At 45.4% G+C, this 23,274-nt stretch carries 17 protein-coding genes and 1 tRNA gene; 14 read left to right on the forward strand and 4 right to left on the reverse strand.

What is annotated here, in order from left to right; genetic code table 11:
- The first annotated feature begins 105 nt into the window (after positions 1-105).
- The 7 genes from ANPL_RS01730 to ANPL_RS01760 all read left to right on the forward strand — a co-directional run bounded on the left by ANPL_RS01730 (position 106) and on the right by ANPL_RS01760 (position 9,924).
- Positions 106-903, forward strand: a complete 798-nt coding sequence (locus ANPL_RS01730) for a hypothetical protein (RefSeq protein WP_236822873.1) — start codon at positions 106-108, stop codon at positions 901-903.
- 322 nt (positions 904-1,225) lie between these two features.
- The gene (petA, locus tag ANPL_RS01735; RefSeq protein WP_169193081.1) at positions 1,226-1,801 is read left to right on the forward strand and encodes a ubiquinol-cytochrome c reductase iron-sulfur subunit; all 576 of its coding nucleotides are present in this window, start codon (positions 1,226-1,228) and stop codon (positions 1,799-1,801) included.
- 8 nt (positions 1,802-1,809) lie between these two features.
- On the forward strand, positions 1,810-3,036 hold the full coding sequence (locus tag ANPL_RS01740) for a cytochrome b (RefSeq protein WP_169193082.1): 1,227 nt from the start codon (positions 1,810-1,812) through the stop codon (positions 3,034-3,036).
- A 1-nt stretch (position 3,037) separates the two neighbouring features.
- Positions 3,038-3,787, forward strand: coding sequence for a cytochrome c1 (locus ANPL_RS01745; RefSeq protein WP_169193083.1), 750 nt, complete (start codon positions 3,038-3,040; stop codon positions 3,785-3,787).
- Positions 3,788-4,303: 516 nt separating this feature from the next.
- Positions 4,304-5,956 carry a hypothetical protein gene (locus ANPL_RS01750; protein ID WP_236822874.1) on the forward strand — a complete coding sequence of 551 codons (1,653 nt, stop codon included), beginning with the start codon at positions 4,304-4,306 and terminating at the stop codon, positions 5,954-5,956.
- 30 nt (positions 5,957-5,986) lie between these two features.
- Entirely contained in the window at positions 5,987-7,624 is a 1,638-nt protein-coding gene (locus ANPL_RS01755) for a hypothetical protein (RefSeq protein ID WP_169193085.1), read from the forward strand.
- Between the two features lie 695 nt (positions 7,625-8,319).
- Entirely contained in the window at positions 8,320-9,924 is a 1,605-nt protein-coding gene (locus tag ANPL_RS01760) for a porin (RefSeq protein WP_169193086.1), read from the forward strand.
- 293 nt (positions 9,925-10,217) lie between these two features.
- On the opposite strand, the gene gltX is transcribed toward ANPL_RS01760, so the two are convergent.
- Together gltX and ANPL_RS01770 are read right to left on the reverse strand one after the other, a co-directional pair.
- Complete coding sequence (gltX, locus tag ANPL_RS01765; RefSeq protein ID WP_169193087.1) at positions 10,218-11,612, reverse strand: glutamate--tRNA ligase; 1,395 nt, start codon at positions 11,610-11,612, stop codon at positions 10,218-10,220.
- 126 nt (positions 11,613-11,738) lie between these two features.
- Positions 11,739-11,809, reverse strand: a tRNA-Thr gene (locus ANPL_RS01770).
- 25 nt (positions 11,810-11,834) lie between these two features.
- On the opposite strand from ANPL_RS01770, the gene ANPL_RS01775 reads away from it, so the two are divergent.
- The 3 genes from ANPL_RS01775 (at position 11,835) to ANPL_RS01785 (ending at position 14,565) form a co-directional block, all read left to right on the forward strand.
- Complete coding sequence (locus ANPL_RS01775) at positions 11,835-12,014, forward strand: hypothetical protein (RefSeq protein ID WP_169193088.1); 180 nt, start codon at positions 11,835-11,837, stop codon at positions 12,012-12,014.
- Complete coding sequence (mutM, locus tag ANPL_RS01780; protein WP_169193089.1) at positions 11,941-12,747, forward strand: bifunctional DNA-formamidopyrimidine glycosylase/DNA-(apurinic or apyrimidinic site) lyase; 807 nt, start codon at positions 11,941-11,943, stop codon at positions 12,745-12,747. Before ANPL_RS01775 ends, mutM begins: the two co-directional genes overlap by 74 nt.
- 288 nt (positions 12,748-13,035) lie before the next feature.
- A complete protein-coding gene (locus tag ANPL_RS01785; RefSeq protein ID WP_169193090.1) occupies positions 13,036-14,565 on the forward strand; it encodes an acyl-CoA carboxylase subunit beta in 1,530 nt (509 codons plus the stop codon).
- Between the two features lie 1,858 nt (positions 14,566-16,423).
- On the opposite strand, the gene prfA is transcribed toward ANPL_RS01785, so the two are convergent.
- Positions 16,424-17,503: a peptide chain release factor 1 gene (gene prfA, locus ANPL_RS01790; RefSeq protein WP_169193091.1), complete on the reverse strand. Its 1,080-nt coding sequence runs from the start codon at positions 17,501-17,503 to the stop codon at positions 16,424-16,426.
- Positions 17,504-18,140: 637 nt separating this feature from the next.
- Here prfA and ANPL_RS01795 point away from each other — a divergent pair.
- From ANPL_RS01795 to hemF, 4 genes are all read left to right on the forward strand, one after another.
- On the forward strand, positions 18,141-18,383 hold the full coding sequence (locus ANPL_RS01795; protein ID WP_169193092.1) for a hypothetical protein: 243 nt from the start codon (positions 18,141-18,143) through the stop codon (positions 18,381-18,383).
- A 277-nt stretch (positions 18,384-18,660) separates the two neighbouring features.
- Positions 18,661-19,245 carry a ribosome biogenesis GTP-binding protein YihA/YsxC gene (gene yihA / locus ANPL_RS01800; protein ID WP_169193093.1) on the forward strand — a complete coding sequence of 195 codons (585 nt, stop codon included), beginning with the start codon at positions 18,661-18,663 and terminating at the stop codon, positions 19,243-19,245.
- Entirely contained in the window at positions 19,223-20,206 is a 984-nt protein-coding gene (argB, locus tag ANPL_RS01805; protein ID WP_169193094.1) for an acetylglutamate kinase, read from the forward strand. Before yihA ends, argB begins: the two co-directional genes overlap by 23 nt.
- A 97-nt stretch (positions 20,207-20,303) precedes the next feature.
- Positions 20,304-21,125, forward strand: a complete 822-nt coding sequence (gene hemF, locus ANPL_RS01810) for an oxygen-dependent coproporphyrinogen oxidase (protein WP_169193095.1) — start codon at positions 20,304-20,306, stop codon at positions 21,123-21,125.
- A gap of 853 nt (positions 21,126-21,978) precedes the next feature.
- On the opposite strand, the gene serS is transcribed toward hemF, so the two are convergent.
- Positions 21,979-23,265, reverse strand: a complete 1,287-nt coding sequence (gene serS / locus ANPL_RS01815) for a serine--tRNA ligase (protein ID WP_169193096.1) — start codon at positions 23,263-23,265, stop codon at positions 21,979-21,981.
- Positions 23,266-23,274: the final 9 nt, after the last annotated feature.

Raw genomic sequence — 23,274 nt, forward strand, 5'->3', positions numbered from 1 at the left:
GCGTTATTATGCCTCGTCATGCGTGTGATGCAGGTTTTTAAACTTGAATTGCGTGGCGTAAGCTGATAGGTAGACGCTGTAGAGATTGATATGAGAGCTCCTCATATGGCTGAGTTTACACAAGTGTTTTTCCCGTTGAAGGGGATCTGCCGTTTGCGTAATGTTTTCACTGTAGGAGGTATAGCCCTTGCGTTTCTGTTTCTTATGAAAAGGCTGCGATGTTCAGATATGGATGTGAGCTGTTATGCCGACATCAGGAAATGCCAAGAGTTAAAATGCGCGCTGGAAAATACACGAATTAAACGCCTAGTTATTGAGAGAAGAGTAGAAGATCATTTTGCGTTTTTTTGTTTAAGCGACACTATAAGAACTGACATTCCGCAGAAGTACCTCTCTGTTGCCAACAGTAATGAGCGCGGCAGTGGTGCATGTACTTCGAGCATCTCCGCCTCTTTAGTGCTTATGTTGCTTTCAGCAGTTATTACTTTAGTGGTAGCAACGTACTTATTTAAGTGTGAAGCTTTAAAACCTGAGACAGCAGGACTGCTTGATTTTGTGAGTGGGGTAGTGGTGGTATTTCTATTTATATTTGCGATGATAGGTGTTCAGTCTGTTGCCTCAAAGTTGTTCGAAGAGCGCAAGAGCTGTGAGAAGCGGATTAAAAAGCTTGGTAATACTCTTGGAAAAGAGGACAAGCGCTATGTAAACATATTGAAGAGCCTAGAGCTCTACCATTCCCTAGAAGAGCATATAAGACGTGATATTCGAACTTCCGAGCGTTTTGCACCTTTAGTAAAAGGCAAAATCTTGGCGGGGATTTTGACTGCGTCGTGTTGTGAAAAAATAGTGAGAGAGTTAGAGCGCATTAATTCTGAACAAGAGAGCGTTGCTTTATATGCGTGATATTGCCGATCAGGGCTTTTTTTATAGTTGATTACAGGCTTCAGGGAGTCAACTATGGCCATGGGGTACTGTGGAAAATAGTGTCAGCTCATTGGTATAGGGTGTATGTTATTCTTAAGTTTGCGCTTACAAGTGCCCTTGAGGTCTGCCCTTTTGTAGGATATTTCTTGATTTAAATCTTAAAATTTGGTTGTATATGGCTCTTGGGGATTGAGGTAATTTTCTCGGTGGGAAGTGTGTGTTTTGGTTCTCTCTAGAGCCGTCGCCGTGTGTGGGATGTGGCATAATTGTGGAACAGGTTTTGGTCATGAGGTAGTTTGGTATGGCTAACGATGAGATTGCTGGTAGAGAGGGTGGGGAAGTATCTTCTGCCATTGATGTTAAAAGAAGGGACTTTTTGGGTCTCACTACGCTCTCTATGGCGGTAATGGGTGTTTTTTCATTTGTGTACCCTTTACTAAAGTCTCTCAGCCCTTCTGCCGAGGTTATGGCCCAAGCCACAGTTGAAGTTGATCTTTCAGGGATAAAGGAAGGCAGCACCAAGGTAGTTAAGTGGCAAGGAAAGCCTGTATTTGTGAGACGAAGAACTAAGGAAGAAATAGAGGGCGCCAGGGCGGTTGACTTGGCAAGCTTACGCCACCCTCAAAGTGATGAACAACGTACCTACATTGGTAGAGAGGAATGGCTGGTGATGGTGGGTATATGTACACATTTGGGGTGTGTGCCAACTGAGGTGAAGAGTGGGGAAAAAGGTTGGTATTGCCCGTGCCATGGATCCAAGTATGATACATCAGGCAGGATTGTTGCAGGGCCAGCACCGACAAATTTACCTGTGCCTGACTACTATTTTGTTAATGATAAAACCATGGTAATTGGTAGAAAAAGTGCTTCTGTATAGGGGTGAAGATGCTGAGTGACGAAAACGGAGGCAAGGGGCCGGAAAAGGGTATTTTAGGGTGGATAGAATATAGGCTGCCTGTTTGTGCTTTTTTGCGGGAACTGGCTAATTATCAGGTGCCTAAGAACCTTAATTATGCGTGGAATTTCGGGTCGCTAGCCGGCATAGCTCTGGTTTTACAGATCGTCACCGGCATTTTTTTAGCTATGCACTATACTCCCCACGTTGATCATGCTTTTGACAGTGTTGAGCGCATTATGCGGGATGTTCACTATGGATGGCTGGTGCGCTATACTCATGCAGTGGGAGCGTCTTTTTTCTTTATAGTAGTTTACATCCACATTTTTAGGGGCATGTACTATGGCTCTTATAAGAGCCCTAGGGAGCTAGTTTGGTTTGCAGGGATTATCATCTTTTTGGTAATGATGGCCACTGCGTTTATGGGGTATGTGTTGCCATGGGGACAGATGAGCTTTTGGGGCGCTACTGTTATCACGAACCTTTTCTCCGCGGTTCCTGTTATTGGAGAGAGCATAGTCAGGTGGTTATGGGGAGGGTTCTCTGTGGACAACCCCACGTTAAACAGGTTTTTTGCATTGCATTATTTGTTGCCGTTCTGCATTCTCGGGTTAGCGGGGCTACATGTAATAGCTCTACATAGGTTTGGTTCTGGTAATCCCAGTGGGGTGGAGGTAAAATCTAAGCGAGACACCATACCTTTGTATCCGTATTTCATAATTAAGGACTGCATCACTTTCGGCTTGTTTTTCATATTTTTATACATTTTCATATTCTATGCGCCTAACTACCTGGGACATCCTGACAATTACATAGAGGCTAACCCCATGGTTACGCCCGAGCACATAGTGCCCGAGTGGTATTTCTTGCCGTTTTATGCGATGTTGCGTTCAATACCGAGTAAGTTGTTAGGTGTTATCACAATGTTTGGTTCGATATTGGTGTGGTTTCTCCTGCCATTTCTCGATGGGTGTAAGGTAAAGAGTGGTAAATATCGCCCCGTTTTTAAGTTTTTTTACTGGGGTTTTGTTATCAATTTTTGTTTTTTGATGTGGATAGGAGGACAAGAAGTAAAAGAGCCTTTTGTCTCCTTGGGGCGTCTTGCTACACTCTACTACTTTTCCTACTTTTTCATAGTGTTGCCGCTGCTTGCTAAGTATGAGAAGTGTCGAGAATTGCCTAGTACTTTGAGTGACACTGTGCCTGGGATGAAGTGATATGATGCGTTTAACAGTCTTCTGGGTGCTCCTTCTGTTTGTATCGCCGGTAACAGGGTTTGTGCACGGTGCAGTGGGGGGGAAAGTTCCCAAGTGGAGTTTTTCAGGGATAATGGGAAAGGTAGATAAGCCTGCCGTACAAAGAGGGTATCAGGTATACAAGGAGGTGTGTGCTAGCTGTCACTCAATGAAGAGGATTGCTTTTCGTAATCTGAGGGAAATAGGCTTTACCGAGGCGGAAGTGAAAGCGCTTGCCGCGTCGTATACTTACACTGACGGTCCGGATGAAAATGGGGACATGTTTGAGAGGCCTGGAATTCCTTCAGATTACTTTCCCAACCCCTTTCCCAATAGAGAATCAGCAGCTGCGTCAAATAACGGTGCCTTCCCACCAGATCTGTCTCTGATTACAAAGGCAAGGCATAACGGACCAGATTACGTTTATCGGTTGATGACGGGTTATGAAAGTACTGAGCCTGATGAAAGTGGGCTGTACGCAAATCCCTTCTTTCCGGCAGGCAAGATAGCGATGGCTCCGCCGCTTTCAAAAGGTTTGGTTTCATATATGGACGACACAGAGCCCACAATTGAAAATATGGCACGTGATGTGGTGAACTTTTTGCAGTGGGCAGCAGAGCCTGAGATGGAGAGTAGGAAAAAGCTTGGCATCAAGGTTGTTATGTCTCTTACAGCAGGCACGATCTTGGTGATTTTTGTTAATAGGCGTCTCTGGAGCACCTTAAAGAAGTAAGCTCTTTATGGATGTAATACTGTGAGTCTTGCTACCAGTTAGTTACTATCCCCGCTCACCCCACTGGCAACGTGTTTGGGGGAGGGCATGTAGTGCTCTTATGCAGGGTTCACTTCGCCGCGCCTTTAGAGGTCAAGTTATGGAGCGCAGCAGTTTGCATAGAGATGGAATTTTGCTGTTGTGATCGTGCAATAATCATCTAAGCCACATTTTGGTGCATTATCCTGAATGAATTTACACCAAAGAGCGGTATAAAGGCTGCGTTAATATACAACTCCGCTACTCCTAATAGTGGTTTCTTAGCATAGCATACACCTTGAGATATAAGCTAAAGCAGCGATAGTTGGGATTATTATGTTCCGATTTCTTATCAAGCCATGCAAAATAAACTTGCCGATGCATTCTAGAAGTTTGTGTGATAAGCAGTTTGTAGCAATGCTGGTGCATATTTTAGTTGTATTAGTATTAACAATGATGTACGTTATCGGGCGTGTTGATGGCTGAGGTTCTTATACTATGTGGGTCCGGTTTGCGTTTGCTGTCTCTTGTAGTATGCTACTTTTTTCTGAGAATTCGCGTTCTGCTGGTGCGAGTGTTCCTCGGGGTGATGGTGAGCGTGTCCAGCGTGTGTCAGAAGAGAGAGGGCACGCCGGTGTAAGTGGAAGGGACGGTGCCTTCTCGTTCCACGGTAGGATGTTGTTCTATAATTCTGGCTTGAAGGGTGCGGTGCCTACGTTCAAGAAAAGAAGCGATGTCGACATAGCTAGTAGTTTACGAGAAGTTATGCGTGCTACTGGTAAAGAGGAGAGGAGTTTTGGCTGGAGAGGAGGTTTTGATTTTTCCGGAGAGATGTCTTTAGAGTACTCCGGTAACGACGGGCGTGTCTATGGTGCGGGTTTCATGGTGCTTGCTCCTGAGGTAAGTGGCGCTGTAGAGAGGGGGCATCCTGTGGTTAATAAGGGTAGCAGGGTGTATGTGCAGTCTTCCTATGGCCAGTTGTCTATGGGGTTCCAAGAGGGAGTAGAGTCCTCTATGACCTCCAGAGGGGGGTTCAACGATTTTATCAGAGGGAGGGATCCTTCCTTCATAAAGTATAGGTTACCTCTTCTGAAGGGGAGCTATTTTGACAGTGGCGCATCGCACTGGTGGCTGAGTAATGCGGCGCTGCTGTACCCAGGTCTCTATAGTGAGAGTATCTTCCGTGCTAATAATTACTTAGATTACTACGGTATAGAGAGCGAGAGTAGGTATTACACTAAGTACTTTGTAAACAATCTACCGTTCAGGATTTCGTATCAGTCGCCCAGGCTTGCAGGTCTACAGTTTGGTGTGAGTTACTCGCCCACCGGCTATGCTGATGATCTATTTAGAGGGTGGGTAGATGCGGGGACGGCGGGGCCTGTCCACAGATACTTGGCTGTCAGGCCGAGTGAGAGGCTGGGCAAGCGTGATTTTAGACGGGCTTATGGCATTGGAGATTCGGCAGATGGTACTAGGGTTTCGGCCAGAGTTGCTGGGAGTCAGATTGTTTATGCGCCGGTGTATAGAAATGTGTTGAGTGCTGTGTTGGCGCTTAGGAGGATTTATGGTGGTGTTCCAGCTAAAGGTTTGCAGGTGGATCTGGTTCTCAGTGGCGAGTGCGCTAAGGCGGTTACGGTCCATGAGGGGCGGATGCCGCGGGGTGGTTTCCACGACTTGGGTTCATTTGAGGTGTCCGCGTTGGTGCAGGGTAGAGGTCTCTCATTAGCTGCAAGTTATGGGTACTTGGGTACGTCTGGCTATGCTAAGGGGCCTTGGAAAGATACGGAGCTTTCTTGGGATAGAGTTGAATCTTCGAGGGTGTTGAAGCCTGCTTCGTATGTAGTGTTGGGGGCTGGTTATTCCTTGGGTGCTTTGCGTGTGGATGGTTCATACTTTAGGAGCAGAAAGGGTGGATATTTGACTATGGCCCGCCTTTCAGATCTAGGTGTAAGGGTCAGTTATGAGCTCTATCGCGGTGAAGATATGAGGTGTGAGTTGTTTGCGCAGGTCAATAGGGTTAGCGCAAGGTACGACTTTGCTGATGGTTTTGTAAGGCGGCGCCTCGGGGGTGCTCGCGCTAATGATGCAGTGGTTCCTTTGGAGTACGATTTCGACTCTTTAGCTGTGGGGGCGAAGCTGTTGTTCTAGTAGAAGGTGTGTGTTTTAGATGGGGTTTTTATGCGTAGTTCTTTTGTAGCAGGATCATTAGCTGCGACGCTTCTCCTTGTGCATAATGCTGCAGGTGCTGCTGTCTCAACTGTGGGGGAGGTCGATGGGGAGCGTACTGTAGTTACTGGTAGGGTTTCGTCTTATGCATGGGTTTTGAACGACGGCGACGTGAACAATGAAAAAGGGAAGGAAGGAAGCGACCTGGTATTGAAGCTTTATGGTTCTAAGGTTGGCTACCGGGATTATGGTTATGTTGATGTAGGTAACGACCTTCATAGGTCTTTGGCTAAGGGTTTGAATACTTGGGGTGCTGGTTATGATGCCGCGCTTTCTGTGGGCCTTAGGACTGGGAGTGATAAGTTTGGTAATGTGTACGGTGCGGATTTTACGTTGTCTGTGCCTGTCGGTGCAGCTGGTGGATCTGTGTTGCACTCACTTTCTGGGCAAGGGAGTCGGATATTTGCGAAAACGATGCTAGGTGAGTTTTCTCTCGGTTATCAAGAGGGAGTCGAGTCTTCAATGAAGGTGAATGTCTTAGGTAAAATTGCCGGTGAGACGGGTGCTGCGTGGGGTAGATATACGAGGTACTTTCAGAGATACACCGGTGGGGTTCCATTTCATATGCATCCTGGACTCTATAGTGAAAATTTGCTGAGGACCGATGGTAGCTGGGAGCGGGTGCATGGTTATTCTGCGAAATTTAGAGATGTTTTTAATTCTATTCCGAGTAGAGTTAGCTATGTTTCTCCAAAAGTTAAGGGGGTCAATATCGGGTTCAGCTACGCTCTAACTCCCGGTGCTAATAATATTTATCGGGGGCCCGAGTTTGAGGTTGCCGAAGTTATTGGGGATTGCAGAGCTGGTTATATTGGGGAGAGTGTCTGCAAGGGGCGAAAAGTCCTTGCGCTGGGTACGCCTAGGTTCGATGCGAAACCGGGGTATAGTAATGTCTTGAGTGCGGCTTTGAGATACGAACTTGGAAAGGCCAGGAGAAGGATGGCCGTGGTCTTTAGTGGGGAGTACGCCCGCAGTGGAAGGCTTGAAGACGTGTTGCCGATGGATTACAGCTATAAAGGCGCCGGCTGGCTTGTAGAGTATAATGACCTGGCGGCAGTTTCGACGGGGGCGGAGGCCCACTGGGGTGGTGTACGCGGGGCGTTTGCCGTTGGTCTTCTTGGAAAGTCTGGTAAGCCTAAGTCATACGTTAAAATGGACGGTAAAGGTGTTGTGACAGAGGGGTCGAGAATCAGGGTTCCTTATGCTAAGCAACAAGGTCATTCCTTTTACCTTGTGTCTTCTTTGTCTTATACGGATGGCCCGGTTACTGCTAGTGTGGGGTACTATGTGAGTAGGTTGAACTACAACCCGCTAAGGTACGTTCCGAGATATGAGGAATCTGGTGATTTCATTTCTCCGTTCGATGGAGTTAATGAGCTGCACGATGTGGTAGTTGGCTTGGGCTATAACGTCTATAGGAAGGGTAGTGCGAATTTGGAGATGTTCTTAAATTGCCATTTTTACACGACCAAGCAGTACTATAGGAAGTATCTGCTGCAGTCGCGGTCGGGTGAGTTCCATTTGAAAGGTAGGGGTACAACGAAGAGCTCAGGTGTTGTGGCGCTGACGGGTTTGAGATTTACCTTTTAGTCTGGCGGCTAGGTGTGAAGGGTCCTCTCTCCCCTGGTGAGTTGGGGGGGGGGGATTCTTTGTGCGGGTAAGTTGGGCTTGCGTGTGGTTTTGCGTTCTGTGGCTTGCTTTGTGCAGTGGGTTTGATTGCGCGCGGTGAGGCACATCTGGTTTCATGTCTGCAACTGCGCTTGTCCTGATAGCGGTCGGGCGCTGTTGACTGGCAGGTTTTGGTCGTGTACCTGCGTATTTTGGTAGGTGGTGCTGCTTTTTTACTGTGAAAGCGCTGTTCTTGACGGCAAAGGCGCTTTTGGTCATTTGTTTTCATGTTTGACAGGTGACACTTCTTTCTTTCCAATAAATCAGAAGTGATTCTCGGATGCGGTTTGCCTTATCGTGTTTATATCCACATATATTATGATATATAAGTCATTATTCTTGTAATATTGTGTTGTTTAGGAAATACATAAGACTTTTCATAACGCCGCATATTAGTAAGTTTCATATATAATTTATATTTTCCAGGAAAATATAAATTATATAACTATTGCAGTGACGCATCTTAGGCTATAATCTGAGAAAATCATTAAATTTTCTTGTCTATCCTAAATCTATTAGGTTTTATCAGTATTAATTCCTTGACAGACATATTCTCACTTATTAAGTATAGCTCGTACAGTTAATATGTTTTTCAACGTTTAATCAGGTAATACAAAATGACGAGAGTTTCCATATCTACTGCTCTTGCATCGCTGTTAATGTTTTATGGAATGAGTGATGCGCAAGCATCCTCCATTAATCAGAAGGCGTCAAGTAGTGACAGAGAAGTGCAGATCAAGCGTGTTGAGAACAGGGGTAGCTTAGGGAGATACATAAGTGTCTCGCCGGCGATAGATGTAGGTGGATCCTTGATGTCTCACGGGTGGTTTGCGTTTAGAGATCGGTACTATCAAGATCAAGGAATAAAAAACAAGTTATTGCTTTCCCAAGAACAGCTAGGGGATCGTGGTGTGGCGACGGACGCCATGTTGTATGTTACCGCTGAAGGAAGAAATGACACATATGGAATTTACTACGGTTGTAGTATGGAGTTGGATGTTCCATATTCTCAACAGGCGGATTATACATCTTACAGACAAATTAGAAATAGAGGGGCGAAGGTTTATCTGAACACCTCTTACGGTGACTTTGCTTTTGGTTATCAGCCAGGTGTAGATTCTCTCATGAGAATAGATGCATTTAGCATCGGTGCAGGAGATAACAGCAACACATGGATGAGGTACGTGAACTTGAAAGGAGTACGTGACCCACTCTCAGGAGTGAATAAGGGCAACGTACCATTGTTGCCTGCTTTGAGAGCGCATTACCTGGAGAATGTGTATTATCTTTCCACGGGACTGTATAGCGAGAGTATAACAGAGGGTGCGAACAGATTTTCGGGTAACACCGTGCAGCCTGCTGCGACGGACAGAACTTTCGGTATTGCAAATGCTTTGCCGCTCAGGTTTTCATACCTTTCTCCGAGTTTTGGGGGGTTAAAGCTGGGTGTTAGTTACGCGCCTTTCGGCTTTGATGAAGATCAGATGATTGCAGCAAACTCCGCTATCAGCACTGATCAAGTGGTGCATATTGATGGCAGGACAGCATTGCGTTCATTAGGTGGCGTATGGTCAAGGGAAATATTAACACTTCCAATCGTCCCAAAACATGACAGAACTCGTTTTATATTTCCAATGTATGAGCATTTCATAAATATTGGGATGACTTATAGCTCATACTTTAATGGCTTGGATTTCAAGATTTCTATGGTGAGCGAGTACGCCAAGCCGAAATCTCGTATCCTCGATAACAGACGTGGTGTCGACTTTCCAAGGATGGACAGTATCAAGAATGTGGCCCTTGGTGGTATGCTGAAGTATAAGGGTGTCAAATTTGCGGTGTCGTACGGGTATCTTGGTAAAATTGATAAAGTAAGCAACATGTATTACTTTGAGAACGGTAGTTACTCACTGAATGACGCGGACAGAGTGGTGATAAACACAGAAGGTACATCTTTCTGGACAGTTGGTGGTGGCTATGACTTTGGTGCCCTGTATGTATCGGCTGCTTATAGGGGGAGCAGCTACAGTGGCAACAGGCTTGATGAGATGACATTCGGGGCTGAGTATGATATTTCAGGCGATGCTTCTAGAGTGAAAAGCAAGCTATTTGCTAACTACCATAACTATGCTGCAGTGTCCTCAGAAGTTGTGAAGCCTTCAGAAACTGATGGTAGCAATAGGGGACAAGTCATACTTGCTGGCATGAAGGTGAAATTCTAAATTGAAGCCTTGCCTTAATTCAAGAATAGGGCTTTGTACCTGATTAGACGTAAAACTGTACCAAAATGAGCATTTCCCTTTCAAGATTTCTTGCAATGGAAATGCTCTTCTCTGTTTTTCTTGACCATGTAACATTTGCCAGGCTGTTGCCAAGGCAACTCTTTTTCTGAATATTAGATCGCTTTCGGGGATGACCTACGGTGCGAAAGCGGCGTGTGTGCTTTAAGTTCCATAATACAAATACAAGAAGTGGTGTACCTGGTGAGTCATAGTAAGAAGAGAACGCTTAGGCGTTAACTGTGGGTTATGCGTAGCAAGCACTCTTCTTTTCCAAGTATTTCCATTATCTCTGATATGCTCGGTGCTTGCAGTCTTCCAACAATAAGAGCGCGTAGGAGATGATATATATCACTAGCCGCAATGTTTCTAGAACTAGATAGCTCCTTTATTTGTGCTGCTAGGTGATCTTTTTTCCAATCATCCGGTTGAACCTTAGACATGCTATCTGCGATAGTAGGGAGTATGTTATGCTTGGCTGCTATCACTTGTTGCGCTTCTAAATCTCTGTCTATAGGAACACTTTGTACATAAAACTTTGCATCTCGTGCCAGGTCAACGAGCGTTTTGGCACGCTCCAAAAGCTTCTTCACGCCTGCGTGCAGCAGCGAAATTTTATCTCCGCTTACGGGATATCCAAGCTGCTCTTCCAACACCGGTAATAACATCTCTACGGCCTTTTGCTCACTCTTTTTTCCCAGATAATGGTGATTGAGAAACATTAGTTTTTTGTAGTCCAAGCATGAACATGAAACGCCAATATTCTTTACTGAAAACAGCTCTATAGCTTCTTCTATAGACACAATTTCCTTATCTTGGTAGCTCCAGCCCATTCTTAGCAAATAGTTGCAGATAGCTTCTGGAAGGAAACCTAGTTCTCTATATTCATGTATTCCAGGGGCTTTGTTGCGCTTGGAGAGTTTTGCCCCATTTTCGTCATGTATGAGTGGCATGTGGTAAAACTCGGGGCTGTTCCATTGAAGTGCCCTAGCGAGCACTATTTGTTTTGCTGTGTTATTGAGGTGATCAGAACCTCTAATAATGTGCGTGATTCCCATGTCGTGATCATCCACCACCACGGCTAATTGATATGTGGGAGTTCCATCTGATCTTATAATGACCATGTCATCAATCTGCTCATTTGCTACGGATATCTTTCCATATATGCCATCTATAAACGCTACAGCGCTTTCGCTCGGGCTTTTAAGCCTGATAACACTCGACGATGACTCCGGCTTCGGACCGCTAGCGTCTTTCCATGGGCAAAGATGTTTATAGTATATTCCCTTTTTTTCGCATTCTTCCCGTTGGTAATTGATCTCTTCCTCCGAGCAGAAGCAGTAGTAGGCCTTTTCCCGTAGTATGAGCTCCTGCGCGACTTCATTGTGTCTTGAGGTTCTCAAGGACTGCACAACGACTTCCCCATCATGTCCTAGTCCCAGCCAGGCTAGGTCATCCAATATGGATTTCGCCACTATGTCAGAAGATCGCTGTCTGTCTGTATCCTCAAGGCGCAGCAAAAACTTACCGCCTTTGTTCTTGGCAAATAACCAATTGAAGAGGGCAGTCCTTGCTCCTCCCAGGTGGAGACTGCCAGTGGGAGAGGGCGCAAATCTGGTAATGACACTCACGGCATGGAACCTATAAAAAATTTCGACATAGTGACTGATGCTTAGCGGATTTTAACATAATTGACGCTGTAACAATGAAAATACTGCACAGGTATGGAAAAAAACAGTAACATTCTGTCCGGAGGGTGCCGTAACCAAGAATCGAACTTGGGTCTCTTCCTTACCAAGGAAGCACTCTACCACTAAGCTATAACGGCCGTGAGAGGATTGTAGTTTTTTGCCATGGGTAAGTCAAAGGGAAACGCTAATGTTGAGGATAGAAAAAAGAGGTTATCAAAACTTCTCAGGGAGAATATAACTAGGCGTAAGAAGAAAGCTAGTGGTGGCGATGCCGGAACTACCGGAAGTGGAGATAGTAGCGCGATTTCTAGCCAGCAAGGTACTGGGCAAGAGGGTCGATAGCGTCACTGTTAACAGAAGGGACTTACGAATAGAAGTTCCTGCAGATTTTGGGCAATTGGTTTTGGGGCGTGAAGTAGTTTCTGTATACAGGGTTGCTAAGTATTTGGCTATGCAGCTGGATTCCGGTGATATTATGGTCTTTCACCTGGGGATGAGTGGCAGGCTTTTACATGTAGGCGCTTACATTGCGGAGAAGCATGACCATGTTGTTTTCACGCTGAACGATGGCTGTTTTATGGTTTTCAACGATCCACGTAGGTTTGGTTTAGTTTCGGTGATGAATGAAAAATCTTTTAGCAATATGCTCTCCAAGTCAGGGCCTGATCCTTTTTCGCCTGCTTTTAACGTAGACTATATAATGGGTATTCATGGTAATGCGAAGATCAAACCAGCTCTAATGCGGGGCGAAGTTGTTGCCGGGATAGGGAATATCTATGCGTCCGAGATCCTATTTAGAGCTTCCGTGCTGCCTGATAGGGAAATACGTACTATTTCGCGTGTCGAATGTGAGGCAATAGTCGCTGCAACCAAAAACACGCTGGAGCTTGCTATAGCTACTGGTGGTTCCACAATAAAGGACTATCGTGCTCCCTCTGGTGATGTCGGGAGGTTTCCAATGCACTTTAAAGTATATAACCGGGCTGGGAAAGGCTGTTATCAATGTGGAACTGCTATAGAGGTTGATCGTCAGTGTGGCAGAAGCACGTTTTTTTGTATGAAATGCCAAAAGTAGCACCGAGTACTGAGCTTGTCAGTTTGAGTTTTACTGGAAAATTTTGTAGGAACACGGGCCTGTTAAAAATTTTCCACTTTTGCTGCGGAGCAGTGTTTTCCGAAATCAGCTGTGTGTCTCAAATATTACGCAGTTAGGTGGCGTCGTTAGCGTAAAATTGCTAAACTACTTGTAATGTGCAACCACGTTTAACACTCATCAGCCGCTTTAGCGGTTGCGTATGGACGACAAATAAAGTATAGATTTCCGCTGGTGTGTAAGTAAGTAGTTAAGTTTTTAGGGTATGTTATGAGTTCTGCGGTACTGCAAGAATTGGAGAATAAAAGATCTCAACTCATGCTTGGTGGTGGTGTTGCTAGGATAGAAAAACAACATAGTCGAGGAAGGTTAACCGCCAGAGAGAGGCTTGATGTTCTACTTGATCGTGATTCATTCCAAGAGTACGGGGTTTTTGTGGAACACAGAGCTGTAAATTTTGGCATGGATACCACAAAGGTCGCAGGTGATGGAGTTGTAGCAGGTAGTGGCACGGTTTATGGTCAAAAGGTCTGTGTTTACTCCCAGGACTTTACTACTTTTGGTGGGTCTCTCAGCGAAATGAACGCGAAGAAGATCTGCCATGTGTTTGATACTGCAGCTAAGGCAGGTGTTCCTGTTATTGGTATAAATGATTCGGGGGGAGCTCGGATACAGGAAGGTGTGGACTCGCTTGCGGGATACGGGGAGATTTTCCAGCGTAATGTGGACATGTCAGGGGTTGTGCCGCAGATATCGGTGATCATGGGTTCGTGCGCCGGTGGGGCTGTTTATTCCCCAGCACTTACAGATTTTACATTCATGATCAAGGGTTCGTGCATGTTTGTTACGGGGCCTGATGTGATCAAGAAGGTGACCTTTGAAGATGTCACACAGGAAGAATTAGGTGGTGCTTCTGTGCATGCCCGCAAAACCGGGGTTGCTGACCTTGCATTCAACGATGAAATTGATGCTTTAGTCCAGGTTAGGAGGTTTTTGTCGTTTCTTCCGCCTAACAACAGGAGTTCTCCGAAGTTTCGCGTCACTTCCGATCCGGTGAACCGGGAGAGTCCTTCTTTGAACACGCTTGTTCCTCAGAATAGTAACGTTCCTTATGACATGTATGAGTTGATTGTCAAGGTATGTGATGAGGGCTATTTCTTTGAGATTAAGCCAGATTATGCCAAGAATGTGATTGTTGGCTTTGGGCGAATAGGAGGGCATGCTGTTGGTATAGTCGCTAATCAGCCAATGCATCTGGCGGGATGTTTGGATATAGATTCGTCAAGAAAGGCCGCGAGGTTTGTAAGGTTCTGCGACGCTTTTAATATACCCATAGTCACTTTAATAGATGTTCCGGGGTTTTTGCCAGGGGTTTTTCAGGAGTATTCTGGGATTATATGCCATGGGGCAAAACTTTTATACGCATATGCGGAAGCTACCGTACCTAAGATAAGCGTCATCGTGCGTAAGGCTTATGGAGGGGCGTATATAGTGATGAACTCTAGGCACCTGCGTGGTGATATAAACTATGCTTGGCCAAGCGCTGAAGTAGCTGTGATGGGCGCTGAGGGTGCTGTTGGCATCATATTTCGTCGTGAGCAAGATCAGGAACGTCTTAAGCAGCTGATTCTTGAGTACAACAGCAAGGTTGTGAACCCTTATGTGGCGGCATCGAGAGGTTATATAGATGATGTTGTTGTGCCATCATCCACCAGGGAGCGTATCCATGCTGCCTTGAGTTTGCTTCGTGATAAAAAGGTTGATCGTGTATGGCGTAAACATGATAACCTGCCGCTATAGGTGATGAGTTTTGATCGAAGCGTGAGTTAATTGCCGACATGGCGTCGAAGATTTTTCCTGCTGAGGGGCCATCACAGGTGTTTTGTACAGTGCTCTGGAGCACGGCTCTTACCTTCTGCTTACATACCCTGTGCTGTTGGGGTCGCTAGCTGGTTGAGCCTTTCAATGGTGTGTGGGTCTGAGGGGTTTTTACCGTCTGATCGTTACGGAAGCATTTGTTGCTAACGCGAGCGGATAGCAGCTGTATTGCTATATGTATTGGCAATATGGCACATTTTGTTGGTTTGGTAGTTAGCTACAAAATGTGGCCAAAGGGCTGTGAGTTGTTTCAATATGGTGCAGTTTTAATGCGACGTGTTTTAGTGCCAAGTATTGCAGTATTTATGAGTAGCTGGTGACTTGTAGAAGGTTAGTTGCTGTGGGTTATCAAGCTTAGTTGGGCTATATTTTGCCATTCAGGTGCACGCTACGGAGTCTCTTGTACGGCTGTGAGGGACAAAAAGGCTGCTACATGGGCAACAAACACTGTTACAGTAGTTTATCACCATTGATCTGTTTTGGGCTTTTAAAATATACGACATGGAGTTTTCTATTGGGATTCAAAGTGAAAGCACAGTTTCTGCAGAGCACTAAATGATCTTCCGTGCGACTTCAATGCTGCCAATAGTATATTTGTAAATGCTATATTTTGCGTAGTGGACTGTAAGTTTGACTGTTGAGTTTGCAAGTCGGATTTGCCTTTCCCTGCGGAATATAAAGGTGGTTTTGTGTCTTACATAGTAATACACAAAGTGCAGATGCAGGTTTTCATCGTGTTATCGTGCTGTGATTTTATTCCTGCACACCAACAGGTGAAATAGTCAAAGCGCAGGCCTTAGTACCTTGTGCGCGTTTCTTGTTTTACTTACCGGATCTTGTAGGGTGCGAGGTAGGCGGTTGCAGGATTGTGGTGTTCTATACGTGGCAACGTGTCTTATGCATTGTGCGTATTTCCAAGAGTGTCAAAGTCAGCGATAAGTGGATACATGAGCGGCAAGGTACATATTTGTTGCTGGTAGTATTACTTATTGTGTGTGCTGTATGCTAAAGATATTTGTGCGTTGTCGGGTTTTCCTATAATGCCGATTTGGCGTGCAATACAGATTTATCAACGGAGCGGCACGGTGTTAGTATTGCAAATTTAGGTGTTGCCCACCGAAGGCAGTAAAGTCGTACAGGAGATTAGTACACGGAATCGTTTTTGTTCTCTTTTGTGTGCTGAGGAGTTTTATATGGGCAACAGCGGTTCAGCAATCGCACTCGCGCAAGGCTAAGCATTTTACCGGAGATGCGTGCAACTTCCGTCCACTTAGCAGTGAATGCACAGTAAGGCACGATCTTAGTTATAGTTATCTATAGTAGCAAACAGAGATTACGTGTCCTTATTTTATGGTTGTTTAGTTGTTTTCCATAGTAAATTTATGAAACTTCAGCCAGCTACATCGGTTAAGTTGCTAATCTGCGCGCAAAGAGACATATGAGTAGGTTGAGTTTGGGGTTGCGCTTAGGTGTATTACGTGCAGTGTAACAAGTTCGGCAGTGGGTTGTGGCTCAAATGTGACATTGGCAAAAAGTATCAGGTGATTTTTTCGCTGTGATTAAGGAGAATTACCAAAGGGTGCTTGCTATTTACAAAACATTTTGTGCTAAGGATTCCCTATATTGTGTGTCAAATATGTTTTTGCATTTTATGGAAGCATATAGACATCGATTGGCAATTTATATCTCACCAGCGATGGACGAACAAATTCCCCTCCAGGAAAAGCAATGTTTTGTGAAGTTTGTGTTACAAGTGCTGGCTGAATCCTGCTATCACAGGCTAATCTGCAATGTGTTTCAGTTTGTTCGCCTGGTCCTCAGCTATCAGTGCGTCGATAAACTCATCGAGGTCTCCTTCCCTCATGACATAGTCTAGCCTGTATGATGTGAGGTTAATTCTGTGGTCTGTAATTCTTGATTGTAAGAAGTTATATGTTCTGATGCGTTCAGACCTGTCACCAGAACCGATCTGGCTCTTCCTCATCTTGGATATTTCGTCGTCTATCTTACGCTTTTCCATGTCGTACAGTCTAGCCCGCAAAACTTTCAAGGCCTTGTTCTTATTCTTGTGCTGTGACTTTTCATCCTGTTGAATTACAACAATACCAGTGGGTATGTGTGTTATGCGCACTGCACTGTCGGTAGTGTTGACTGACTGGCCACCAGGACCACTAGATCGGTAGACGTCTATCCTTAGATCCTTTTCATCTATTTTTAAATCGACCTCTTCTACCTCAGGTAATACAGCTACTGTTGCTGCCGAAGTGTGTAACCGCCCAGAGGATTCGGTTTCTGGTACCCTCTGTACCCGGTGGACTCCGGATTCGAACTTTAGGCGTGCAAAGACGCTCTTTCCACCGATACTGAGCGAAGCTTCCTTATAGCCTCCTATGCCTGTGGTTGAGATGTTAATTGGCTCGACCTTCCAATTTTTTCTCTCGGCGTACTTTATGTACATCTTGTAGAGATTGTAAGCGAAGAGTGCCGCTTCTTCTCCACCAGTTCCTGCCCTGATTTCCAGGATGGCGTTTCTATCGTCGTCTTTATCCTTAGGTAGCAGCGCAAGCTGTAACGCGTGTCTCAACTTCGGCAAGAGCTTCTGCTTTGCATGCGACTCTTCTCTGGCCATGTTGCGTAGTTCTGTGTCCGTGTCAGCGGAGTTTGCCAGCTCTTCCAGATCCAGAATTTCGTCTTGCACTGCCTGGTATTTTTCTACCAGAGCCATGATTGGCTGCAAATCAGAATACTCGCGTGACGCAGCGACGTATTGTTGTGACCCCAAGACTTCCGGATCCGAAAGCTGCTGTTTCAAGACGCGAAATTTCTCAGACAACCCCTCCAGGCTGTTTTCAAAGCTCATAACTAAACCTGCATTTCCAAACGCCAGAAAGAATGGGCGTACCCAAGACAAGAGTGAACCACAACAGTGACATCATTCCACGCTCGAATTGTAAATTTTTGCGTCATCTTTGGCAACAAATTACGCGCATTGATTTGAGCAAGTATTTTTACAATATAGTTGCAGATTGTGTCCGTAAAAACTTACCTTACAAGGCCTTTGATAGATTCTGTATTCGCTCAGTGAGAAAGTATGAATAAAGATTAAAGTGAGTCGTCAAAATACAGATGTTGACATGATTTGTAATAAGGGGAGCAATGGCAGACAGTGGTGTGGAAGCGCTTTCAGGTAGTGGAAGCGCGGAGGGTGTTATGACTGTGCTGTGCGTCGAGTGTAGCAGCAAGATCTAGCGAAGCCAATGGAAGCCGCAGAAATCCTGACTATCTGTTTAAAGAGCGCTACAGGGTCGAGGTTTCTGGCGTAAACGCCAAAGGGTGCCAGTGATCATAGTAGGCAAAAACACGGGGATGTGATGATGCATAAAAAGCGCGCAACAGCTGCCTGCAACTCTTCCGCAAGGTGGCCCATATCGTGACAATTGTGGCAAATTGTGGTACAATAGCGCGTAAATTGTGTATGTAGAGCGGAGGGAATAGGTATGACTGCTGGTCAAGGAGGCGGGCATGCGAGTAATAGTGGCCCATGGGTGAGGTGTGGGGCAAATGATGAGCAAATCGCAGCTTCTGCCGCAAGAGAAGAAGATCCCGAACTACAAAGCGTCTCAGAAAGTGCGAAAGGTGGCGTTGCAGCAGCGGGTAGCCCTCCCCCTAGCAGTCTCATAGACGTTGAAAGTGTGCAGGCTCATCAATCGCCCGGTCGTTCGGCGGGGCAATGTCGGTAAAGTCATTGCGGCATTAGACTAAGCGCCCCGGAAGGCTTAGTGCTGGTAGCTACCAAAGTAGGATAGTGCTGTCCCGGGTGCAGTCCCATTAGATCGTGCAAGCGGGGGAAATGGCTGGTAATTTGCTTTTCTCTTGCTTGAAAGGAAGTAAATTCTAAGATGTCCCTCAATGCGATGCATTTTCTTTGAAGATCAAACAATTCAAATTGATAAGATCTGGTATTGTTGTTACTAGCTAATGCGTTTTGGCATTAATGTCGATGTTTGAGGGGCCCCTATGTTATTCGGTTGTAAATTCTTTGCGGGGGTCAAGGACAAGGAGGGTTTTCCTCGCCTTAATGTCCCCGAAATAGCGTTTGCAGGGCGTTCAAACGTGGGGAAGTCCAGCCTAATAAATGCGGTGACAAGGAATAAGCGAAATGCAAAAACCTCTTCCAATCCCGGTTCCACAAGGCAAATAAATTTCTACTTAAATCAAGGCATAGTGGCTTTGGTTGATTTACCTGGATATGGATACTCCAAGGCATCAAAAGAGGAAATAGCAGGATATTTAGGGGTTATGGAACACTATTTGCTTAGCAGGGAAGCTTTACAGCGGCTTTTTTTGCTTATAGATTCTAGGATTGGTCTCAAGGACACAGATAGGGATTTTCTAGGTTGGTTGGAAGAACATGGGGTTCATCACAGTGTAGTTCTTACGAAATCTGATAAACTCTCTGAGAGAGAGATAAGTGCCATGGCATCTTTCGTACAGGGCCAGATCGGGGAAAGTCGTTTTTTGGCACATCCCGTAATGTATGTGAGTAGTAGATCTGGAAGGGGAATAAAGGAGTTGGTAAATGAAGTTTCAAAATGTATCTGAAGGTGCCGGCGGAAAACAGGGACTTGATTCTGATGCAGGACAGGGTTCCGGAAATGAGCGGTGGGTAAAGGAAGCACAGGCCCTTTCAGAGTCTATAAAGTGTATTCAACAATTCTCTGGTGAAACCTTCGTTGTCAAATATGACGGTGTTGCCATGCAGGATCTGAAACTGGCTGAGAGCTTTGCCAACGATGTTGTGCTTCTGAAGCAAGTGGGCATCAATCCAATAGTAGTGCACGGTGGAAACCATAGGGTAGAAGAGGCGCTGAAAAAATTCGGCCGTCAAGATGGTGTTTTCGTAAACGATTTTCGCGTCGTAGATTCTGAGATTTTAGAAATAACGGAGATGGTCCTTTCTGGGATTGTCAATAAAGAGATTGTGCAGTTAATAAGCAATAACGGCGGGTATGCCGTTGGTATAAGCGGTAAAGATGCGAATCTGATAGAAGCAAAGAAGGTGTGCTTTACAGAGCGTGGTGGCCAGCCTAATAACGTAGAAAAAATAATGGATATTGGGTACGTGGGAGAGCCTAACCACGTCAACACTGACCTTTTGTTTTTTCTCGAAGAATCCGATTTTATCCCAGTGATAGCGCCGATTTGCAGTGGATCTAATGGTACGACGCATGTGGTCAATCCCGATTTAGTAGCAGGTGCTATAGCATCCTCATTGGCGGCGGAGAAGCTTATTATCTTGACTGATAATGCCGAGGATATTACGGATATGCAACGCGGCAGTGATGTGCTTTCTGATTCTGCTGATCAGGTGGAAAGGTTACTAAATGATGGTATGGTTTCCGAGTCTATGGTGCAGCGTATTCACACCTGTGTTAAATTTGCGCGTGAAACCTGTGGCACTGCACATGTTGTTCATGGGGCTAAGCCGCATGTGTTGCTAGCTGAGCTGTTTACCACTCATGGAACTGGCGCAAGGATCTGCAGTAATTTTTGCAAGGACTAGTTTGCTTAGATATTCTATGTTTTGTAGATAGTGGATGGTGCCATGCAGGCGGCTCTGTTTGTGTTTGGCTTGGTAATGAGTTTTACAGTTGTTGGTTATGGATGAGAAAAAAGACGAAGTTTCCCGGTGGTTTTCGAGCATAAGAGACAGAATAGTCGACGAGTTTTTTGTTATCGAGTCTGAGTTTTCTGACAAAGTTCCTGATGTGAGCCGCAGAAGTTGGCAAAGAGATGGCGGCGGTGGTGGGGAGTCAGTGATATTGCGCGGATCCGTCTTTGAAAAGGCAGGGGTGAACTTTTCTGTTGTACACGGGAAAATGGGGGAAAATTTCTCCACTGAGATTCCGGGTGCAGTAGAAAGTGGTGGCCAGTTTTGGGCAAGTGGGGTTTCGGTAGTTGCTCATATGTGTTCTCCTCATGTGCCGGCCATACACATGAACACTAGATTCATATGTACCGCTAAAAGCTGGTTTGGTGGGGGAATAGACCTTACACCTATGTACAGCAACGACGATGACACATCCTTTTTTCACGATAACTTGCGTGCGATGTGTGATCTATTTGACAACCAATACTACGGCAAGTTTAAGGCAAATTGTGAAGAGTATTTCTATTTGCCACACAGAAAAGAGCCCAGGGGCGTTGGTGGAATATTTTACGATTACCTACAGAAAGATTTTGACCGAGACTTTTCGTTTACCCGTGCTGTGGGGGAATGCTTCCTCTCGGTTTACCCTGCTATCGTGAAGAAGAGGATGTACAAGAGGTGGACTGAAGAGGAGCGTGAGCATCAACTGATAAAGCGTGGCAGATATGTGGAATTCAATCTGCTATATGACAGGGGCACTAGGTTTGGGATCATGACCAACGGCGATCCAGATGCTTTAATGATGTCGATGCCCCCGGTGGTCAAGTGGTGATATTTTTAATTTCAGCGCGGGTGCGACTGCCCGAAATGTATGGATGTTTGTGTGGTTTTTTGGCGAGCATGCACATATATTCGAATGCGTGTGAGCTCAACTCCGTCGGTGTCGGTACGTGATCAACCTGTGTGAATTTTAAATCTTGATGTGGCGCGCATGGTTATCATTCCCGCATTCATCGGCCATAGGGTTTATCATAGTGTTTTTGCTACTCATAGTTTGATGTCATTGCTGGGGGATGAGAGAATCTTGCTTTGCGTTAGGGAAAAGTGCCAGGTCTTATCAGGTGTTTGTTGTGAATCAAGGGGCTTCTTGTTCGCTGGGCTTTAAAAATTAAACGGCAACATAATGGCTATTAACCTGTGGCTCTAACTGCTTACCTTGTTACAAACATATCCTTAGCACCGCGTGATTTTGTTTATGAGATTATGCCATGGTTGTTGGGGGGCTACTGGCATTAGAGCAGTTCCAGTGCTGCATGTACGTTAGCGGGCTGCCGTTCCTTGTTGTACTGTCCTGATATTCTCTGCGAAACATATCACGGAGCCATTATGCAGCTATATTTGTATTTGACAGCTGAATTTTCAATGTAGAGTGCAGGGAGGGCGAATTTGTGGCGCACTAAATGCAGTCTGTGAGCTGTTACACAAGCACACTTTGATTTCCTAATCTTTTTTCACATAGGCAATAAATTGCGCGTTGTTGGCGGTGTTATGTTTGGCGGGAGATTTTTTATCGGCTTCAGATTTGTGTTGATCATACACGGTATTCCGCATGGAGACGTCGCTCCCGACCTTACTTGCGTAGTGGCGCTCAAAGATGTTGTACTCCTTAGCTTCGGAGTAGAGCTTTATGGTAGGGGGAGAGAAGGGACTATTTTGTCGGTGTCCATGTACTTCCTTAGGGCATCTGGTACTGCGATTGAGCCGTCGGGGTTTTGATAATTTTCCAAAATTGCAGCTATGGTGCGGCCTATTGCCAAAGCAGAACCGTTCAAAGTGTGGACGAGAGAGGAAATTTTGTTTTGGTTTTCTACACGAAAACACTTTGCTGTCATTCTTCTTGCCTGGAAGTCCTTACAATTTGAGCAACTAGATACTTCTCTATATTTATTTTGGGCGGGCATCCACACTTCTATGTCATACGTCATGCTGGCGGAGAATCCCATATCACCGGAGCATAGCAACATTGTTCTGTAGGGTAATTCAAGACGGCTAAGAACTGTTTCTGCGATGTGGAGCATCCTTTCTAGCTCTGAGTCGGATTGGTTGGCTTCAGTGATGCTTACCAGTTCTACCTTGCTGAATTGATGTTGTCGGATCATGCCGCGGGTGTCTAACCCAGCACTTCCTGCCTCAGCTCTAAAGCACTGGGAGTATGCGGTGAATCGTAAGGGCAATGAGCTATAAGGGACACTACTCTCGGCAACCAGATTTGTCAGAATAACTTCGCTGGTAGGGACCAAACGCATGTCATTGGTGGTTTTAAAGGAATCTAGAGCAAATTTTGGCAGTTGCCCAACATTAAACATAGCCTGGTCATTAACCAGAGCCTGGTGAAATATTTCGCGATAGCCGAATTCTTGGGTGTGCATCTCCAGCATAAAATTGGCCAAGCTTCTTTCTATCTTAGCAAGCTGACCACTGAGTATTGAAAATCTGGATCCTGACAACGTGGTAGCTCTGCGGAAGTCCATGAGGTTTAAATTCTCACCCAGTTCATAGTGTGGTTTTATGCTGAAGGTAAAGTCTCTTTTTTTTCCACAGGTGCGCACTTCAACGTTGTCGTCAGCAGTCTTTCCTAACGGTACTCTGTCATCGGGAATGTTGGGCAGGTTGTGCAGGATATCTACAAGCTTTCTGTCATCACGTAAACGCTCTTCGAGAGTTTTTATGGAGCTGGAGATGCTTTTGGAATTTTCAACGTGTTGCGCGCAATCCAAGCCCTTTTTCATTAGTAAGGGAACTTCCTTGGCGATAATGTTTCGTTGTTCTCTGAGAGCATACAACTCAGACAGCAGCTGACGTCTTGTGTTATCCAACTCTATTATCTCTCCAGCTATAGGCAAAAGCCCGCGTGATTCCATCGCCTTATCAAAAATAGAAGGATTATTTTTTATGAAGTCGATATCGTGCATTTCTGTCCG

Source organism: Anaplasma platys, assembly GCF_012790675.1.
In the GTDB taxonomy this organism is placed as follows: Bacteria; Pseudomonadota; Alphaproteobacteria; order Rickettsiales; family Anaplasmataceae; genus Anaplasma; species Anaplasma platys.